This window comes from Arthrobacter sp. AG367 (genome assembly GCF_007828995.1).
GTDB lineage: Bacteria > Actinomycetota > Actinomycetes > Actinomycetales > Micrococcaceae > Arthrobacter.
The window spans coordinates 15,475-33,640 of sequence record NZ_VIVE01000012.1 but is presented as its reverse complement, the minus strand read 5'-3'; the positions used below and the strand labels follow the sequence as shown (position 1 = coordinate 33,640).

The window sequence follows — 18,166 nt, the reverse complement described above, 5'->3', positions numbered from 1 at the left end:
TCCACGAGGTTCTTTGACCGCCTGGTGACCGTCCGCACCAGACTGCTCCCGGCAAAAGTGGTGGACTGGTTCGCCCGCCCATCCAGCGTCTGGTGGGGCTTCGCCGTCGTCCATCTGTACTTCCTGGGCTGGATGGCATCCTTTTTCCTGAACGGCGATACGTTCAGCGACACCGAGCAGTACCGGCAGTGGGCCCTGGACGGCTACAACCCGGCGGACCTGACCGGGAAGATCAGCCCCTGGGTCTACCCGGTGCTGGCTCAGATCCCCATCTTCCTGGCCAACATCGCCGGGCCAGGCCTCTACCTGCTGGTGTGGTTCCTGATCATCACGGCGCTCAACGCCGTCGGCCTGGTCTACCTCACCCGTGGCCCGCGGAAGGTCACGGGCATTGCCCCCGCCTGGTGGTGGTTGTTCTTCACGGTGTTCATGGGCTACCTGAGCTTCGCCAGGGTGGAGGGCATCACGGCGCCGATCGTGCTGATCGCCCTGCTCTATGCCGCTGAACGGCCCGTCGTGGCCGGCGTCCTGCTCAGCATCGCCACCTGGATCAAGGTCTGGCCCGCAGCCGTCCTGGTCCCGATCGTCATCGCCAGCCACAAGCGGATCCAGGTGGTCCTCGCCGGCGCCGCCGTCACCGCGGTGGTGGGCCTGGGCACGTGGCTGACCGGCGGGCTGCCGCACATCATGGACTTCCTCCTGAACCAGGGCGAGCGCGGAATGCAGCTTGAGGCCACCTTCTCCACGCCCTGGGTGTGGCTGAGCGTTTTCCACATCGCCGGTTCACGGATGGCCGACAACACCGCCATCAATTCCACCGAGGTCTACGGCCCCGGTGCCGGCACCGCCGCATTCCTGATGCAGCCGCTGCTGGTCCTTGCGGCCGTCACCGCGGCCATCCTTCTGGTCCGCGCCCTGCGGCGCGGCGCCGAACGCGAGGAACTGTTCCTCGAAGGCGCGCTCATGATGGTTACCGCCTTCATCGTGTTCAACAAGGTGGGCTCGCCGCAGTTCATCATCTGGCTGGCACCGGTGATCATCGCCGGCCTGGCGCATGACTGGGAGCGCTGGAAGGTCCCGGCCGCCCTGCTGATGGGCATTGCCATGACAACGTTCGTGATCTACCCGCTGTTCTACACCCCGCTCATCCATGCGCACCCCGTCATGGCAGCCATCCTGACCACCCGCAACGTGCTCCTGGTGGTCCTGCTGTGGTGGTCGGTGAAGCGCACCGCGGAGTTGGGCCGGAAAACGTCAGCCCAGGTGCCGGCCGGAGCCTAGCTGCCCCCGGACGACCGGTCGACGGCGGCACGGGCCTCAGCCTGGCGCGCGGCCCGGCGCTCCGCCACCCACCGCCAGGCCCGCCGGGCAACGTCCAGCGGCTTGCCCTCGATGAGCAGCTTGCGGGTATGGACGTCCAGGACCAGCAGGTAGAAGGTGAAGGCCAGGGCCGTAAAGAAGGCCAGGGACGAGGCGTCGATGGGCAGTTCCACGAAGGACCAGACCGAAAGCTGGTCCTGGGCGCCGAATACCACAAAGAACGTCACGCCCACGTACAGCGAGCGGATCTGCCAGTCGTCCCGGATTCCCGTGACCGCCAGGAACGGCAGGAACCACAGGATGTACCAGGGCTGGATGATGGGTGAGAGCATCACGACGGCGGTGAACGCCAGGGCCATCCGCCGCACCGCCCGCGAGTAGTCGCCGCGGAACATCAGCAGCAGGACCAGGGCGATCGCCGCCCACTTCATGGCGGTCCGCAGCCAGGTGGCCAGCGTTCCGCCGGGCAGTCCCAGGGCGTTGGCCAGCATCTCCACCTGCTGGCCCAGGAAGCCCGACGGCGAGTAGCCCGTGTAGCCGGGGGTGGGGTCCATGATGGCCCACGTCCAGCCGATGCCGAGGTTGTAGGGGATGCCGCTCAGGGCCAGCACGCCGAAGCTGATGCCCGCCGTGGCACCCCACATCAGGAATTTGCGCGGCCAGGACGCAGCGGGCCCCGCCCACATCACACCGATGAACGGCAGCAGCAGGACGGTGATGGGCTTGATGCCGATGGAGGCGGTGACCAGGAGGACGCCCAGGAGGTAGCGGCGGGTGGCGGCCAGGTAAACGCCGGCGACGGCGAGCCCCACCATCAGGGCGTCATTGTGGGCACTGGCGACGAAGCTGATGAGGAACAACGGGTTGGCCACGGAGATCCAGAGCGCGCGGGCACCGTTGATCCCGTGCAGTTCGGCGAGCCTGGGCACGTAGATGACGCAGAGCAGCACGCCGACGCCGGCCAGGAGGCGGAACAGCAGGACGGACGCGTCAGGCTGGGCTCCTGTCAGTCCCACCACCGCGCGCGCCAGCCACAGGAAGTACGGTCCGTACGGGGTCCGGTTTTCCGCCCAGGCGGGGTCGGCCCCCAGGGAGAACCAGTTGTTGAGGGTGGAAATGCCCACCTCATACGGGTTCTGGCCTTCCTGGACCAGGCGGCCCTGCCCCGTATAGGCGTAGACGTCCCTGGAGAAGACCGGAACGCAGAACAAGAGCGGCAGGGACCAGGCGGATATGGCCACCACCACGGACCGCAGGGAGGATTGTCCCCAGTCCCCCAGCCTCTGGCCCAGGCGAAGCCAGGAGCGCATCAGGAGCATGGCACCGGCCGTCAGCAGCACGGTGGATACCGCCACGCCCCAGCCTTCGGTACGGAGTGCGATCACCACCGGTTGCCGGATCATGGGCGACCCGTTGGCGATCCAGCCCGTTCCGATGGAACCGACGAACATCATGAGGGCGCCGACAAAGCCTTCGAGGGTTGCCAGGTAGGCACGGCCTTTGGCGGGCACGGAAACCCCGGCCGGTGTGCCCGGCCGGCTCTCCGACATCCTGAGGTGTGACCCGCCTGCCGTCATGTTTGTGTGGTCCCCTGACTTGTTACGGCACTGCTCGCCCCAGCTTCAAATGGCCGCCCTGCAACCCGGCCATTTTATCAGCCGAGCTTACTTCCGCCCGGGGCCGGGCCGGGCGGAAGCGCCACAGTTTGGCAACGGCTGCGGAACTGCGTATCGCGGTTGGCTGCCCCTCCATAAACCCTGGCGGGTAGTGTTGCCTATGCAGCCGAAAGCCACCGGCGCATTCCCTTCCCACCCCATTGTCTTCCATGGCCGGGCTGGACCCGTGCGCACCGTGGCGCGCAGAAACGTTGCACACCCGCTCTCCCAGGAGAGCCATGTCCCCTGGAGCCGCTCCTTGGCCGTCACCGCCCGCCCCCGCCCCGTCCGGCAACCGACCACTGTCCTGACCGCCGTGCGCTCCCCGCGGCAGCTCTCCCGCGAGGTCCTGGCCGGCATGGTCACCACCCTGGCCCTGGTCCCTGAGGTCATATCCTTCTCGATCGTGGCAGGGGTGGATCCCATGGTGAGCCTGGTCGCCTCCATCGTGCTGGCCCTGGCGATGTCGGTCCTTGGCGGCCGGCCCGGCGTCGTTACCGCCGCAGCCGGTTCCGTCGCCCTGGTGATCGCCCCGCTCGTGCACCAGCACGGTGTCCAGTACGTCCTGCCCGCCGTGCTGCTCGCCGGCGTGATCCAGGTGGTCTTTGGCCTGGCCGGCCTTGCCCGGCTGATGCGCTTCATCCCCAGATCGGTGATGATCGGATTCGTCAACGCCCTGGGCGTGCTGATCTTCATGGCGCAGGTGCCCCATGTCCTCAATGTCCCCTGGCCCGCCTACGTCCTGTTCGCCCTGACGTTCGCGATCATTTTCGTCCTTCCGCGCTTCACCAAGGTGGTTCCGTCGCCGCTGGTTGCCATCGTGGCCGTCACGGCAATCGTCATCATCGCCGGCGTGGCCGTTCCGAGCGTCGCGGACGAAGGTCCCCTTACGGGCAAGCTGCCGGGGATCACCCCGTTCCTTTTCCCGCTTGACCTTGCCACCTTCCAGCTGGTCCTGCCCACGGCACTGAGCGTGGCGTTCGTCGGCCTCATGGAAACCCTCCTCACAGCGAAACTCGTCGATGACATCACCGGCACCCCGTCCCATAAGGGACGCGAGTCCTGGGGGCTGGGCGTATCGAACATCCTCGCCGGTTTCTACGGCGGCATTGCCGGCTGCGCCATGATCGGGCAGACCGTCCTCAATGTGAAGACCGGCCAGGCCCGCACCCGCATTTCGACGTTCGTGGCCGGACTGTTCCTGCTGGCCCTGGTGACCGGGCTCAGCTCGATCATGGGGCAGATCCCCATGGTGGCCCTCGCCGCGGTCATGATGGTGGTTGCCGTCACCACGGTGGACTGGCACAGCGTCAAACCGTCCACCCTGAAGCGGATGCCCATACCGGAGACACTGGTCATGGCTGTTACTGTCGCCGTCGTGGTGCTGACGGGGAACCTGGCCTACGGCGTCCTCGTCGGCGTCATCCTGGCCATGGTCCTGTTCGCCCGCCGGGTGGCGCATGTGATCACTGTTGAGAGGACCCTGGCCGGCGACGGGGAGAGTGTCCGCTACCAGGTGGTGGGCCCGCTGTTTTTCGGGAGCAGCAACGACCTGGTGGAACACTTCGCCTACGCGGACGATCCGGGCCTGGTGTCCATCGACCTCAGCCGTGCACAGATCTGGGACGCCTCGACGGTGGCCGCCCTCGACTCCATTGAAACGAAATACGCGGACCACGGGGCCACGGTGAGGATCGAAGGCCTCGATGAGCGCAGCACCGGATTCCACCGCCGGCTCACCGGTCATTTGGGCGCCTGACACGCCGGACGGCATCCAGCCCGGACGGCACGGGCAAAAGGGCGGAGCCGCAATCCGCGCGGCCCCGCCCCTTTGCAGCCCGGCTTAGGAGAAGCGTCCCGGCCGGAAGGTGGCCAGCATGGGGTGCTTCCTGCCGGTCAGGATTTCCCCGGCCAGGAGCTCACCGGCAATGAGTCCCAGCGTGGCGCCGGAGTGCGTGAAGGCAACGAAGCATCCGGGCACCTGGCCCAGTTCGCCCAGGACGGGTTCGCCGTCCCCGGGAATGGGCTTATAGCCCATCTTCCAGGAGGCGGGCTTGAGTTCCGGATTGCCGGCAACAAGCTTCGATGCCTCATCGGCCAGTTCCTGGACCACCTCATCGGGGATGCTGAAGGAGCCGTCCGCGTGCTCGGTAATGTGTTCCTCGTACCAGTCGTGGTCCAGGGCAAACGTCCCGCCCGGGTTGGGCCGCAAGGCTGCGCGCGGGGTGTTCATCACCGCGGCCACGTCGTGCTGCACCTGCTTGGTCACCACCAGCATGGACACGGGAGAGCCGTTGGGGATGTGCACTCCCAGGGGTTGGACGACGGCGGGCGTCGCCGCGCCGCAGGCCACCAGCACGGCGTCGGCCGGGTATGTCCCGCCCGACGCTGTCTCCACGCCGGAGGTGCGGCCGCCTTCCACCATGACGGAGGCTTTTCCCGCGTTCAGGACCAGTTCGCCGCCGCGGGCGTGGAACTCCTCCATGAGGAAGTCGATCAGGTCCGGCAGGCTCACCCAGCCCTCGCCGGGATTGAAGATGGCATTCTCCGGCACGGCGTCCGCATCGATGCCGGGGGTGGTGGCTGCGATACCGCTGGGGGCGAGAAGCCGGGAGTCGTAGCCGATGGACTTTTCGTAGGCGTGCCGGGCCGCGGTGGCCTCGCCCTGCCCCGCGGCGTTCCACATCAGGCCGCCGCCAAACTGCAGCCAGTCGCGGCTGGGGTCCGAGGCGAAGAGGGTGCGGTAGCGGTCCACGCCGGCCACCCGCAGCTGGTGGTACGGGGTGGACCGTTCGCCGGCGGAGTTGAGCCAGGACAGCGAGCGGCCGCTGGCTTCGCTGGCGAGGCCGCGCTCGGTCAGCAGGATCACCGACGCTCCTTCGCGGAGCAGGTGGACCGCGGTGGAGACCCCGAGGATGCCGCCGCCGATGACGGCAACGCGCTTGGTGGCTGGAAGAGAGGACATCGTGTCCCTTTCTGTGAAATTCGTGGTTGCGGAAGACGCTGACGACGCGTCAGGGAAAGCAGGGGAAATTGGGTGTGGCGTCAGGCCAGGGCGTGGATGCCCTCGATCACCTTCAGCACCTCAAGCGGTTCGGCGGGATCCACCGGCAGCGGCCCGTTCCCGTGCAGGGCGGCGGCCAGCTGGACGTAGAACTGCGGGTAGGCGCCGCGTTCGGCGGGGACGGCCGCCGTTGCCCCGTCCACGCCCAGGAGCCCCCAACGCTCCTGGGGTTCCACACCATAGGCGGGGTCCGACGGCGGCGTCCCGGCAGCGAGGGCAGGTTCCTGTCCGTCCAGGCCCCACTTGGTGTAGCCGGCGCGGGAACCGAGGATGTGGAACCGCGGCCCGGCCTGGGCGGCCATGCCGTTCATCCAGAGCCGCGTGCGGACGCCGGAGGCGTGCAGCAACGACACGAACGCTTCCGTATCCGCTGCGTCCGGATGCGGACCGCGGTTGGCCGTCTCGCCGTAGCTCCGTTCCACCGGGCCGAAAAGGTGGATGGCCTGGTCGATCAGGTGCGCGCCGAGGTCGTGCAGGATGCCGCCGCCCTCGGACAGGGACACGGTGTCCCGCCAGTTTCCGAAGCCTTCGGGCCGCCACCATTCGAACCGCGATTCGAAGCTGGTGACCCCGCCAAGGTCTCCGGACGCCAGCACCTTCTGCAGGGTGAGGAAGTCTGCATCCCACCGGCGGTTCTGGAACACCGTTAGCTGCACCCCGCCGTCGGCCGCCCTGCTGATCAGCTCCCCGCCCAAGGCGGACGTGGGGACGAAAGGCTTGTCCACCACCACATGCAGGCCGTGGGCGATGGCTGTCGCGGCCAGCCCGTAGTGCGTGTGCGGCGGGGTGCCCAGGATGACCAGGTCCAGGTCCGCGGCCAGGGCGAACAGCTCCTCCGGGGTGCCGGCAATCCGTGCCTGCGGATACAGGCGTGCCGCCTCCGCCGCACGTTCCGGCTGGGCCGTGACGATGACGTCCAGCGAGAAGTCCGGGTTGGCCGCCACCAGGGGCGCGTGGAAGACCTTGCCGGAGATTCCAAAGCCGACGACGGCGGTCCGGATGGGTGCCGCTGCAACCGCACCCATCAGAGCACCTCGGAAAGGAAGCGCTGGAGGCGTTCGCTGCGGGGATTGTCGAAGAGTTGGGCGGGTGTCCCGGCTTCCACTACTTCGCCTTCGTCCATGAAGACCACCTGGTCTGCCACTTTCCGGGCGAAGCCCATTTCGTGGGTGACGACGAGCATGGTCATGCCCCGGCGGCCCAGGCCGGCCATGAGGTTCAGGACGCCTTTGACCAGTTCGGGGTCCAGGGCGCTGGTGGCCTCGTCGAAGAGCATCACTTCGGGTTCCATGGCCAGGGCGCGTGCGATGGCGACGCGTTGCTGCTGGCCGCCGGAGAGGTCACGGGGGCGGTGGTCGGCGCGTTCAGCGAGGCCAACCTCGGCGAGCCGTTGGCGGGCGCGTTCCATGGCCTGGGCCTTGGGCATGCCTTTGACGCTCCAGAGGGCCAGGGCCACGTTTTCCTCGGCGGTGTGGTCCGGGAAGAGGTTGAAATGCTGGAACACCATGCCGATGCGGGTGCGGAGTGTGTCCGGGTTGACGGTCAGGGTGCTGTCGCCTGCGAGCAGGACGTTCCCGCTCTTGGGTTCGTGCAGCCGGTTGACGCCGCGCAGCAGTGTGGATTTTCCGGACCCTGAGGGGCCAATGATGCAGGTGGTGGTGCCCGGCGCCACGGTGAGGCTGACGTTGCGCAGTACCTCGATGTCGCCGTAGGCCATGGTGAGGTTGCGCAGTTCCAGGCTTGAGCCGCGGAACGACTGTTCCTCCGAGGTGGCCGCATTCATGGTGGTGGGGGTTGGGGTGTTCATGTGTTGCTCCCGGCTGTGAGCGGCGAGGCCGCGTCGAGTTCCTTGACTTCCTTCAGGCCGCTGGTGGGTGGTGCGGCGCGGCGGCGGCCGGTGCGGAACTTGTTGTCGAAGTGGTTCACCAGGTGCGTCAGCGGGACGGTAATCACCAGGTAGAGGAGTCCGGCGGCCACCAGGGGTGAAAGGTTCCCGGACAGCACGGCGGCGTCCTGGCCTACGCGGAAGAGTTCGCGTTCGGTGACCAGCAGGCCCAGGAAGTACACCAGGGAGGAGTCCTTGACGATGGCGATGAACTGGTTCACCAGGGCCGGGAGGACCCGGCGGACGCCCTGGGGTACCACCACCAGGGCCATGGATTTGGCGTAGCTCATGCCCAGGGCACGGCAGGCCTCGCCCTGGCCCTTGTCCACGCTGAGGATCCCGGCGCGGAAGATCTCCCCGATGTAGGCGCTGGCGATCAGGCTCAGCGCGATGATGCCCAGCGGGTAGGGTGACGGGCCGAAGATCGACTGGCTCAGGCGGGCAAAGCCCTGGCCGATCAGCAGGATGGTGAGGATGGCGGGCAGGCCACGGAAAAGGTCCGTGTAGATCCTGGCCGGGACCCGCAGCCACTTGGATGGTGAGATGCCCATGACGGCCACCACCATTCCCAGCACCGTGCCAAGGACGGTGGCGGCAATGGAAATGATCAGCGTGTTCAGCAGGCCGACCGCCAGGAGTTGGGGCAGGACCTCGGCCATAGCGCCGAAGTCGAAGAAGGTACGGATGATGGTGTTGAGCCAGTCCATGATTGCTCTCAGACGTAGATGAAGGGGAGGTGCCGGGCAGGCCGCTTACGGCGGCCCGCCCGGCCAGGTGGCCCTAAGGCCTGACAGCCAGGCAAATAATGCTTGGGGGCTACTTGCTTGGCGAGGGTGATGCGGTCTGCTCGGCCTTGGGCAGGTACTGCTCGGGCATCGGTGAGCCCGGGAACCACTTCTGGTAGAGCTTCTTCCAGGTGCCGTCCTCCATGGCTGCGGCCAGGCCCTTGTTCAGGGCTTCCTTGAAGGCCGTCTTGCCCTTGGCCACTGCGAACCCGGCCGGGGCGTCGAAGGACGGGATGTCCGCGGCGCTGACCAGGCCGTGCTGCTCCTCGTAAGCCTTGGCGGCCTCGTAATCCAGGAAATGCGCGTCCACCGTTCCACTGTTCACGGCGGCGATCGCGGTGTTGTTGTCAGGGAAGCGGACCAGGCTGGCCGAGGTGAAGTTCTTCACCGCATAGGCTTCCTGCAGGGTTCCCTGGACCACGCCCAGGCGTTTGCCGGCCAGCCCGTCCGCGCTGGTGATGCCGGAGGTCTTGGTGGTGATGACCGTGAGGTAGCCGGCCAGGTAACCGTCCGAGAAGTCCACGGTTTCCTTGCGCTTGTCGGTGATGCCGATGGCTGCGACGCCGGCGTCGAACTGTCCGTTTGCCACTGCGGCAAGGAGCCCCGAGAAGTCCTGCCCGGTGAAGACCACGTTGTCCACACCGGCCCGGTGGGCCACGTCCTTGAAGAGTTCCACGTCGAAGCCGGTGAAGTTTCCGGAGGCATCGGCGAAGGTGTACGGCTTTGAGTCACCCAGGCTTGCCACCCGGATGGTGCCTGGCTGGATCAGCCCGTAGGGATTGTTCTCTGTGGTGGAGGCGGCGGAGGTGGAGCTGCAGCCGGAGAGCGCCAGGACCGCGGCCAGGGCTGCCGCGGCAAATCCGGCAGGTCGGAGATTCTTTTTCTTCACAGCGTTGTCCAATCGTTGGTGGGAAGGCGGTGCTGTCAGGGCCGCCGAAGAAAGTCGTCGATGCTCTTGTTGAGTCCGGTCTCACAGCTTAGGATTGAGACCGGACTCACATCGATTGATAGAAATGTAGCCGATGTCACATGGGGCGTCAACAACCCCGTCGAAAGGTGAAGATGAACGGTGATGGAGCACGACGGCGGGACGTAACCGTTGCCGACGTCGCAAAAGCTGCGCAGGTCTCCAAGGCACAGGCCGCCCGTGCACTGGGCAATTACGGCGCGGTCAGCGACGACGTCCGCGAGCGCGTCCTCGCCGCTGCCGAGGCGCTTTCCTACCGTCCCAACGAGCTGGCCCGCAGCATGAACACCGGAAAATCGCACACCATCGGCGTGGTGGTGGGTGACATCGAAAACCCGCATTTCGGCCTTGCTACCCGGGGCATCACGGACACTGCCAAGAAGGCCGGGTACAACGTCATCCTGGTCAACACCGACGAGGACCGGGCGGCGGAAGTGGACGCGGTGCGGGTGTTGCTGGACAAGCGGGTGGACGGCCTCATCGTCGCCCCGGCATCATCAGTGGACACCGAACACCTGCAGGAGGTGCACCGGTCCGGACGCCCCCTGGTGTTCATCGACCGCACCGCCGGCGACCTCAAGGTGGAGACCATGGCCGTGGACATGGCGCGGATTTCCAGGGAAGCTACGCAGTATTTGCTCGAGGCAGGGCACCGGCGTATCGCCTTCATCTCCACACTGCGGACGGACACCCCCTACACGCCGGGCATGACCCTGGAGTCCTCCCAGATTGCGGACCGCATCGAGGGGATGCGGGACGCTTTCCTTGCGGCGGGGCTGCCCTTCCCGGAAGACCTGGTCAGGTTGAATGCCGGCGATGCCGACTCGATCCGCAGCATCACCCGCGAAGTGCTCCGGGGCCCGGACCAAGCCACGGCAGTGGTCGCTTCGGACGGCCTGATTGCCCTCAGCGTGGTGGAAGCGATCCAGGAATTGGGCCTGTCCATTCCGGCCGATGTGTCATTCCTGATGTACGACGACTTCGCATGGACCAGGCTCACCACGCCGCCCCTGACGGTCATCGCCCAGCCGGTCTACAACATGGGCGTGGCGGCAGCCAAGGCACTGATCCGCCAGATGGAGGGGCTGCCGCCCGCCGCTCCGGCGCAGTTCACGGCCACCCTGGTGCGCCGCGGTTCAGTGGGCCCGCGCCGGACGGGCGACGATCCACAGCGGGAAAAGCTGGCGGCCTCGCTCAACTGATACGCGGGAACCTACTGCGAGGCGTCGAAACCGGCCAGCAGGCGCCGGGACGCGGTCTGCATATGCGATCGCATGGTGGCCGTGACGGCGGCAGATTCTACGGACACCTCCCAAGCGTAACAACCTGAAGTCCGGCGCCTCCCGTGACTCTGCCGAGGCCGTCATCCGCACCATCTACGCTCCCGTCATCGACGTGCACTGGGTCACCGTCAAGCAGCTCGCCATCCTGGAGCCAACCCTGGTACGGCAAGGACAGCATCATCAAGGACGACTGGAAGAAGATCTTCGACGACTCCGAACTCGACGGCGTTATCGCCAAGCTGCTCAAGTTCGAGGCGGTCAAGCGCTAGGCACCCACCCGCAGCGGCGGCCTCCGTCCGGTTATTAGGCCGGGCGGACGCCGCCGCTTTTTCGTTGTCCGACGCGTCAGCGGACGCCTGCGCCTGCGAGGTTGAAGTAGGACCGGGCGTCCGGCGGCCGGATATCGGCCACCACGTCGCTGAAGATCCGCATGGGATGCGGCGTGAAAGGATGCTCCGCGATCGCGTCATAGTCGAGGTCGATGCCCAGCCCAGCGCCTTCGGGGATCATGACATCGCCGTCTGCCGTCAGCTGAAGGCGCTCACTGGAGATGTCGCTGCGCCACGGCACGTCCGTGGCCATGATCTCCAGGTACCGGAAATTCGGCAGTGTGGCCCCGAGCTGCAGGGTTGCCGCAGTGCTGAGTGGCCCGCTGGGGTTGTGCGGTGCGAACGGCACATAATGGGCTGCCGCCAGAGTGGAAATGAACGACAGTTCCAGCAGCCCGCCGGCGTGCGTGACGTCCGGCTGGATGTAATCCACGGCGTTGCGGGCCAGGGCGGGAATGAAGGTGTTCCGGCCCATCCATCTCTCCCCCGCGGCAATGGGAACAGGGGACTTGCTGCGCACCTCCACGAGGGCGTCGATCCCGTCCGGCGGGCACGGTTCCTCGAAAAACACCGGCTGGAACCGTTCAAGTTCGCGGGCCACCCGGATGGCTGTGGGGACATCAAAGCGGCCATGGCCTTCTATGAACAGTTCAACGTCGTCGCCCACTGCCGCCCGCACTGCCTCAACAGGTTCAAGCATGCGCCCCAGGTCCCGCGGTTCCAGGAAAAGGTCCGCGGCCTCGAAAGGGTCCCACTTTAGGCCGCGGAAGCCTTGGCCGACCGTCCGTACAGCGGCCTCGGCGAAAGCCTCCGGAGTGATGGCCCCGGAAAACCAGCCGTTGGCGTAGGCGCGGACCCGGTCGCGGACCTGTCCCCCCAGCATCCGGTGGACCGGGACGCCCAATGCCCGCGCCGAAACATCCCACATCGCCATCTCAAGGGCGCTCAGGGCTGTCATGGATACCGGACCGCCGCGCCAGTAGGCGTCGCGGTTGAGCTCATAAATGGTCTGGGTAATCCGCGTGGGGTCCTTGCCCCTGACGGCTTCGGCAAGGACAGCCACCGCCCCGAGGACAGCATGTTCCTGCCCTTCGAGGGTCGCCTCGGCGATGCCGGTGAGCCCCTCGTCAGTTGTAAGCCGGACGAAGATGAGGTTCGTCCGGTAGAAGTCCACGACCACGGTGTCGAGATGGGTGATTTTCATGGTTGTCTTTCAGTCCGCGGGAGGGGCGGTGGATTCCCGCACGATTACCTGGGTTGCCAGTTCCACTCGGTGGGAATCGAGGACTTCGCCTTGCAGCTGCCGCAGCAGCGACCTTAGGGCCGCCCGCCCCATCTCCTCCAGGGGCTGGGCCACGGAACTCAGCGATGGAACGGACTGCTCACCCTGGTTGGTGCCGTCGAAGCCGATGAGGCTGATGTCCTCGGGAACCCTGATTCCGTGGCGCCGCGCTTCGCTGAGGACGCCCAGGGCAATGGTGTCGCTTCCGGCGAAGATCGCCGTGGGGCGCGGGTCAAGCTTCAGCAGCTCTTTGAATCCATTGACCCCACTCTCCGTCCGGAACCGGCCGCCGGAAACAACGTACTGGGGGTCCACCTTGATCCCTTGTGCCATCAGGGCTGCCATGTATCCGTGCAGCCGCGCCTGGTTGCATTCAGCGCCCTCTATGCCGCCGATGTAGGCAATGCGGCGGTGTCCCAGTCCCAGCAGGTGCTCGGTGGCAGCTTTGCCGCCGGCCCAGTTGGTGGCCCCAACGCTGACGACGTCGGCGGAGGGCGGGTTAAGCGGGTCGATGACGACGACGGGGATGTGGCGGCGCCTGAACGCGTGCAGTTGCGCCTCGCTGAAGGCCGAGGTCACCACGATCATCCCGGCCCTGCCCTCTTCGAGCATCCGCTGCGCCCGGCGCTCGGGGGTGTGGCGGGCGGGGGTGGACTGGCCGGTCACGCTGACCAGGATTTCGACGTCGGCGGCGGCAGCGAACTGCAGGATGCCGTTGAGGACCTGGATGGTGTATGCGGAGTCGAGCACGTCGATCACTACTTCCACCACGGTCCCGCTTTCGGCGGCCGCCCGGCGCTGGACAGGCGACTGGTAGCCCGCCTGCTCCAGTGCGGCAAGGATCCGGGCCCTGGTTTCGGGGGCCACGTCCTCACGCCCGTTCACCACTTTGGACACCGTAGGCGCCGAAACCCCTGCCTGCCTGGCCACGGTAGCGAGCGTGGGTTTGGTCCGCTCCTGCAATTTGCTCGTCATCGGTTCGCAATCTTTCGAAAGTGGGGAAACGCTTTCATTGTGCAGAGTGGGGCCTTCTCCGGTCAAGAGCACCGGGACCTAGAGTGCAGACAGAAAAGATCCTCTACGATCCCTTGACGCGGCTGATAATTAGGGCTTTAGTTTACAGCGTGACTTATATCACCGTTCGAAATGTTTCGAACGAACGGCGGAGCTGACGCCCCGTACCTCGACGCAAATTCACAATGGAGAAGCAATGAAGCAACCCCAGTCCTCCCGGCGGTCTTTCCTCGCCCTCGCTGCCCTCACTCCCTTTGCCGTTGCCGCAACCACAGCCTGCGGGACGTCCGGCCCCGGCGCCTCCAGCGGCGGCGGGGGCGCCAGCATGTGGTATCTGTCCGGCGAGCCGAACCAGACCACCATGCAGAAAGCCGTGGATGCTTTTAACTCGGCAAACTCCGCCGACAAGATCACTGTTACGTATTTCCAGAACGACGCGTACAAGACCAAAATCAAGACCGCCATCGGCGCCAACCAGGCACCCACGATCATCTACGGCTGGGGCGGCGGTGGCCTGAAGACCTACGCCGAGGCCAACCAGGTTGAGGACCTCACCAGCTGGTTCGACCAGAATCCGGACCTGAAGAAGAAGTTCTTCCCGTCCGTGTTCGGTGCAGCCACCGTCAACGGCAAGATCTACGCCCTGCCCAACCAGTACGTCGCCCCGATCGTGCTGTTCTACAACAAGGAACTGTTCCAGAAGGCAGGCGTCCAGCCGCCCAAGACCTGGGACGACATCATGTCCTTGGTCAAGACCTTCAACGGCATGGGCATAGCCCCGTTCTCCCTGGGCGGCCAGTCGCGCTGGACCTCCATGATGTGGCTTGAATACCTCCTGGACCGCATCGGCGGGCCGGACGTCTTCAAGGCGATCTTCGAGGGCAAGCCCAATTCCTGGATGGACCCGGCCGTGATCGAGACCGGCACCAAGATCCAGGAGCTGGTCTCTGCTGACGGCTTCATCAAGGGCTTCTCCTCCATCACTGCCGACTCGCAGGCAGACCAGGCCCTCCTGTTCTCCGGCAAGGCAGCCATGATGCTGCACGGTTCCTGGACCTATGGCGCCATGAAGAAGGCCGGCCAGAACTTCGTGCAGGACGGAAAACTGGGCTTCGTCCCGTTCCCCACGGTTGCCGGCGGCAAGGGCGACCCGAAGAACGGCGTCGGAAACCCCGCGGCGTACATGTCAATCTCTTCCAAGGCCAGCGACAAGGAAAAGGAATCCGCCAAGAAGTTCTTCAAGGACGGGATCCTGACCGATACCGTGGTCGACGCCTACATCAACTCCGGCTCCGTGCCGATTGTCAACGGCATCGAAGACAAGCTGAACACCTCCCCGGACAAGGAGTTCCTGAACTTCGTCTACGACATGGCCAAGAACGCACCCAACTTCCAGCAGTCCTGGGACCAGGCGCTGAGCCCCACCGCAGCTGAGGCCCTGCTGAACAACATCGACCAGCTGTTCCTGAAGTCGATCACGCCGCAGCAGTTCGCCGAGAACATGAACGGCACCCTAGGGAAATGAGCAACGCCGTCTCCACTGCCCCGCGGGCCGCCACGAGGGCGAAAGATTCCAAGCAGACCGAACAGCGCAGGGCCGCCCTGGCGTGGCTGACTCTGCCCGCACTGTTCTTCTTCCTGGTGTTCGCAGTCATCCCGCTGGCCGGGGTGCTCATCCTCAGCTTCAGCAGCTGGGACGGAATCGGTGCCATCGGGGCAGCTGGACTGGACAACTGGTTCTCTGTGCTGGCGGATCCGGGACTGTACAACGCCCTGGGCCTGACCTTCCTGATCATGATCGTTTCGTGGCTGGTCCAGACTCCCATCAGCCTGCTCCTGGGGGTCTTCACGGCGGGAAGCCAGCGCTACCGGGCTGCCCTTGCCGTCCTGTACTTCCTGCCCCTCCTGCTGTCCTCAGCCGCCGTCGCCATCGCCTTCAAGGCCCTTTTGGACCCGAATTTCGGCCTGGCAACCGGCCTGGGGCTGCCCTTCCTGGCGCAGGACTGGCTGGGGGTACCCCAACTGGCCGTAGGCCTGGTCATCTTCGTCATCGCCTGGCAGTTCGTCCCGTTCCACACCCTCATCTACCAGGGCGGGGTGCGGCAGATCCCGAAGTCCCTTTACGAGGCAGCGCAGATCGACGGTGCCGGAACCATCAAGCAGTTCTTCCACATCACCCTGCCACAGCTGAAATACACCATCATCACGTCCTCCACGCTGATGGTGGTGGGTTCGCTGACCTACTTCGACCTGATCTTCGTCCTCACGGGCGGCGGACCGGGAAACTCCACGCGGATCCTGGCCCTGGACATGTACCTGCGGGGCTTCCGGGCCAACCTCATGGGCCCGGCCAGCGTCATCGCCGTCATTCTCGTCATCATCGGCCTTGCACTGGCCTTGTTCCTCCAGCGTCTTGGCGGCAAGGACAAACAAGGCAGCCAATTGGAAGGTTTGTAGGGTGAGTACCGTCCTGAAAAGCAATGCGCAGGAGGCCCGGACCGGAACCACGGCCGGTTCCGCCGCACCCAAGCAGGGACTCGGCCAACGGCTGAGGCGGCTCAACATCCCCGGCGGCCTCGGTGGGTGGATCTGGCTGGCCATTATCATCCTGCCGATCTACTACGTGGTGATCACCAGCCTGAAGACGCAGGCGGGATACTTCGGCCAGAATCCCCTGGCCGTCCCCACCTCGCCCACGCTGGAGAACTACCAACTGGTCCTTGAGAAAGACTTCGCCACATATTTCATGAACAGCGTCATCGTCACGCTCGGTTCCGTAATTCCCACGGTGCTGATCTCGTTCATGGCCTCGTTCGCGATCGTCCGGGGCAGCGGGAGGTTCCTCAAGCTGGTCAACGGCATGTTCCTCATGGGGTTGGCCATCCCGCTTCAGGCGACGATCATCCCGATCTACCTGATGATCATCCGGCTCAACCTGTACGACAGCCTGCTGGCACTGATGCTGCCGTCCATTGCCTTTGCCATCCCCCTCACAGTGCTGATCCTGTCCAACTTCATCCGCGACGTCCCGAACGAATTGTTCGAGTCCATGCGGCTGGACGGCTGCAGCGAGTGGCAGACCATGTGGCGGCTCGCCCTGCCCCTGACCCGCCCGGCTATTGTGACCGTTGCCATCTACAACGGCCTGCATGTCTGGAACGGGTTCCTGCTCCCGCTGGTCCTCACCCAGAGCCCCAGCCTGCGGGTCCTGCCCCTGGGCCTGTGGAGCTTCCAGGGTGAATTCAGCGTCAATATCCCGGCCGTGCTCGCCTCGGTGATGCTCAGCACGCTGCCCATCCTGGTGCTCTACGTCATCGGCCGCCGCCAACTGCTGGCAGGCCTGACGGCCGGCTTCAGCAAGTAGAAAGGACACGTCCATGACCACCGCCAAACCCCTGCGGGTCGGCATGGTGGGCTATGCCTTCATGGGTGCCGCCCACTCCCACGCCTGGCGCACCGCGCCACGGTTCTTCGACCTGCCGCTGCAGCCACAGCTCACCGCGGTCGCCGGCAGGAATGCCGACGGCGTCCGAGCGGCCGCTGACAAGCTGGGCTGGGAGTCGGTGGAGACCGACTGGCGGCGCCTGATCGAGCGCGACGACATCGACCTCATCGACATCTGCACGCCCGGCAACACCCACGCAGAGATTGCCATCGCAGCCCTCGAGGCCGGAAAGCACGTGCTGTGCGAAAAGCCGCTGGCCAACTCCGTGGAGGAAGCCGAGCGGATGACACTGGCAGCGGAGACCGCCGCAAAGCATGGCGTCTTCTCCATGTGCGGCTTCAGCTACCGCCGCACCCCGGCACTGGCACTGGCCAAGCGGTTCGTGGAGCAAGGACGGATTGGCGACATCCGGCACGTCCGGGCCCAGTACCTGCAGGACTGGCTCTCCGACGCCAACGCCCCCATGACCTGGCGGCTGGACAAGGACAAGTCCGGTTCCGGCTCCCTGGGCGACATCGGCGCACACAGCATCGACGCCGCCCAGTGGGTCACGGGGCAGAACATCAGCGGGGTGTCGGCAATGCTGGAAACGTTTGTCCGGGAACGTCCGCTGGCAGGCGACCTGGTGGGCCTTGGGGGCCACGGCGACCTCAGCAGTGACACCCCCCGCGGGACCGTCACCGTTGATGATGCGGCCATCTTCAGCGCAAAGTTCGACGGCGGCGCCTCCGCGGGCGCGATCGGCGTCTTTGAGGCAACGCGCTACGCCCTGGGCCGGAAAAATGCCATGCGGCTGGAGGTCAACGGCACCAAGGGTTCCCTCGCCTTTGATTTCGAGGACATGAACGTCCTGTCCTTCTACGATTCGGCCGAATCGCCGGACGCCGGCTTCCGCCGGATTTTCGTCACCGAGCCCGAGCACCCGTACGTGGGGCATTGGTGGCCCACGGGCCACGGCCTGGGGTACGAGCACGGTTTCACCCACCAGGTGGTGGACCTTGTCACGGCCATCGGCGAGGGCCGCCAACCGGAACCGTCGTTCGCCGACGCCTTGCAGGTACAGCGGGTCCTCGCCGCAGTGGAGTCCAGCGCCGCGAATTCCAGCCAGTGGCAAAAAGTCTGAGCGACCTACAGCTT

The 18,166-nt window shown here is 65.7% G+C and carries 15 protein-coding genes and 1 pseudogene; 8 read left to right on the top strand and 8 right to left on the bottom strand.

Annotation, left to right across the window (positions count from 1 at the left end; genetic code table 11):
* Positions 1-24 precede the first annotated feature (24 nt).
* Positions 25-1,281 (top strand): glycosyltransferase 87 family protein, encoded by a 1,257-nt coding sequence (locus FB478_RS19800; RefSeq protein ID WP_056389578.1) that lies wholly within the window; start codon positions 25-27, stop codon positions 1,279-1,281.
* Here the strand turns inward: FB478_RS19800 and mptB are convergent.
* On the bottom strand, positions 1,278-2,897 hold the full coding sequence (gene mptB, locus FB478_RS19795; RefSeq protein ID WP_144601407.1) for a polyprenol phosphomannose-dependent alpha 1,6 mannosyltransferase MptB: 1,620 nt from the start codon (positions 2,895-2,897) through the stop codon (positions 1,278-1,280). The genes FB478_RS19800 and mptB overlap by 4 nt on opposite strands.
* A gap of 337 nt (positions 2,898-3,234) precedes the next feature.
* Between mptB and FB478_RS19790 the strand changes: the two genes are divergently transcribed.
* Positions 3,235-4,734, top strand: coding sequence for a SulP family inorganic anion transporter (locus tag FB478_RS19790; protein WP_056389664.1), 1,500 nt, complete (start codon positions 3,235-3,237; stop codon positions 4,732-4,734).
* A gap of 84 nt (positions 4,735-4,818) precedes the next feature.
* Here the strand turns inward: FB478_RS19790 and FB478_RS19785 are convergent, their stop codons facing one another.
* The 5 genes from FB478_RS19785 to FB478_RS19765 form a co-directional block, all read right to left on the bottom strand.
* Positions 4,819-5,940, bottom strand: a complete 1,122-nt coding sequence (locus FB478_RS19785; protein ID WP_018770379.1) for an FAD-binding oxidoreductase — start codon at positions 5,938-5,940, stop codon at positions 4,819-4,821.
* An 80-nt stretch (positions 5,941-6,020) separates the two neighbouring features.
* Positions 6,021-7,064: a Gfo/Idh/MocA family oxidoreductase gene (locus tag FB478_RS19780; protein ID WP_056389585.1), complete on the bottom strand. Its 1,044-nt coding sequence runs from the start codon at positions 7,062-7,064 to the stop codon at positions 6,021-6,023.
* Positions 7,064-7,846 (bottom strand): amino acid ABC transporter ATP-binding protein, encoded by a 783-nt coding sequence (locus FB478_RS19775; RefSeq protein WP_018770381.1) that lies wholly within the window; start codon positions 7,844-7,846, stop codon positions 7,064-7,066. The genes FB478_RS19780 and FB478_RS19775 overlap by 1 nt, the downstream gene beginning before the upstream one ends.
* On the bottom strand, positions 7,843-8,631 hold the full coding sequence (locus FB478_RS19770; protein WP_018770382.1) for an amino acid ABC transporter permease: 789 nt from the start codon (positions 8,629-8,631) through the stop codon (positions 7,843-7,845). The genes FB478_RS19775 and FB478_RS19770 overlap by 4 nt, the downstream gene beginning before the upstream one ends.
* A 109-nt stretch (positions 8,632-8,740) precedes the next feature.
* Positions 8,741-9,598 (bottom strand): ABC transporter substrate-binding protein, encoded by an 858-nt coding sequence (locus tag FB478_RS19765; RefSeq protein WP_018770383.1) that lies wholly within the window; start codon positions 9,596-9,598, stop codon positions 8,741-8,743.
* A 173-nt stretch (positions 9,599-9,771) separates the two neighbouring features.
* Here FB478_RS19765 and FB478_RS19760 point away from each other — a divergent pair, with 173 nt between their 5' ends.
* On the top strand, positions 9,772-10,878 hold the full coding sequence (locus FB478_RS19760; RefSeq protein ID WP_018770384.1) for a LacI family DNA-binding transcriptional regulator: 1,107 nt from the start codon (positions 9,772-9,774) through the stop codon (positions 10,876-10,878).
* A gap of 136 nt (positions 10,879-11,014) precedes the next feature.
* Positions 11,015-11,228, top strand: a pseudogene (locus FB478_RS19750) (phosphogluconate dehydrogenase C-terminal domain-containing protein); the annotation flags it as partial.
* Positions 11,229-11,304: 76 nt separating this feature from the next.
* Here the strand turns inward: FB478_RS19750 and FB478_RS19745 are convergent.
* Positions 11,305-12,492: a mandelate racemase/muconate lactonizing enzyme family protein gene (locus tag FB478_RS19745; protein ID WP_056389595.1), complete on the bottom strand. Its 1,188-nt coding sequence runs from the start codon at positions 12,490-12,492 to the stop codon at positions 11,305-11,307.
* A 9-nt stretch (positions 12,493-12,501) separates the two neighbouring features.
* A complete protein-coding gene (locus FB478_RS19740) occupies positions 12,502-13,545 on the bottom strand; it encodes a LacI family DNA-binding transcriptional regulator (protein WP_144601406.1) in 1,044 nt (347 codons plus the stop codon).
* Between the two features lie 235 nt (positions 13,546-13,780).
* On the opposite strand from FB478_RS19740, the gene FB478_RS19735 reads away from it, so the two are divergent.
* From FB478_RS19735 to FB478_RS19720, 4 genes are read left to right on the top strand one after another with little or no spacing between them, the layout of a single operon-like run.
* On the top strand, positions 13,781-15,109 hold the full coding sequence (locus FB478_RS19735; RefSeq protein WP_134164832.1) for an extracellular solute-binding protein: 1,329 nt from the start codon (positions 13,781-13,783) through the stop codon (positions 15,107-15,109).
* Complete coding sequence (locus tag FB478_RS19730) at positions 15,106-16,041, top strand: carbohydrate ABC transporter permease (protein WP_018770390.1); 936 nt, start codon at positions 15,106-15,108, stop codon at positions 16,039-16,041. Before FB478_RS19735 ends, FB478_RS19730 begins: the two co-directional genes overlap by 4 nt.
* A 1-nt stretch (position 16,042) precedes the next feature.
* A complete protein-coding gene (locus tag FB478_RS19725; RefSeq protein ID WP_056389602.1) occupies positions 16,043-16,948 on the top strand; it encodes a carbohydrate ABC transporter permease in 906 nt (301 codons plus the stop codon).
* 13 nt (positions 16,949-16,961) lie between these two features.
* A complete protein-coding gene (locus tag FB478_RS19720; protein ID WP_134164833.1) occupies positions 16,962-18,152 on the top strand; it encodes a Gfo/Idh/MocA family protein in 1,191 nt (396 codons plus the stop codon).
* Positions 18,153-18,166: the final 14 nt, after the last annotated feature.

Coding starts and splice junctions, on each gene's coding strand:
- FB478_RS19760 (WP_018770384.1), top strand. CDS start 9,772: ATGAACGGTGATGGAGCACGACGGCGGGACGTAACCGTTGCCGACGTC.
- FB478_RS19775 (WP_018770381.1), bottom strand. CDS start 7,846: ATGAACACCCCAACCCCCACCACCATGAATGCGGCCACCTCGGAGGAA.
- FB478_RS19785 (WP_018770379.1), bottom strand. CDS start 5,940: ATGTCCTCTCTTCCAGCCACCAAGCGCGTTGCCGTCATCGGCGGCGGC.
- FB478_RS19780 (WP_056389585.1), bottom strand. CDS start 7,064: ATGGGTGCGGTTGCAGCGGCACCCATCCGGACCGCCGTCGTCGGCTTT.
- FB478_RS19740 (WP_144601406.1), bottom strand. CDS start 13,545: ATGACGAGCAAATTGCAGGAGCGGACCAAACCCACGCTCGCTACCGTG.
- FB478_RS19735 (WP_134164832.1), top strand. CDS start 13,781: ATGAAGCAACCCCAGTCCTCCCGGCGGTCTTTCCTCGCCCTCGCTGCC.
- FB478_RS19745 (WP_056389595.1), bottom strand. CDS start 12,492: ATGAAAATCACCCATCTCGACACCGTGGTCGTGGACTTCTACCGGACG.
- mptB (WP_144601407.1), bottom strand. CDS start 2,897: ATGACGGCAGGCGGGTCACACCTCAGGATGTCGGAGAGCCGGCCGGGC.
- FB478_RS19720 (WP_134164833.1), top strand. CDS start 16,962: ATGACCACCGCCAAACCCCTGCGGGTCGGCATGGTGGGCTATGCCTTC.
- FB478_RS19730 (WP_018770390.1), top strand. CDS start 15,106: ATGAGCAACGCCGTCTCCACTGCCCCGCGGGCCGCCACGAGGGCGAAA.
- FB478_RS19770 (WP_018770382.1), bottom strand. CDS start 8,631: ATGGACTGGCTCAACACCATCATCCGTACCTTCTTCGACTTCGGCGCT.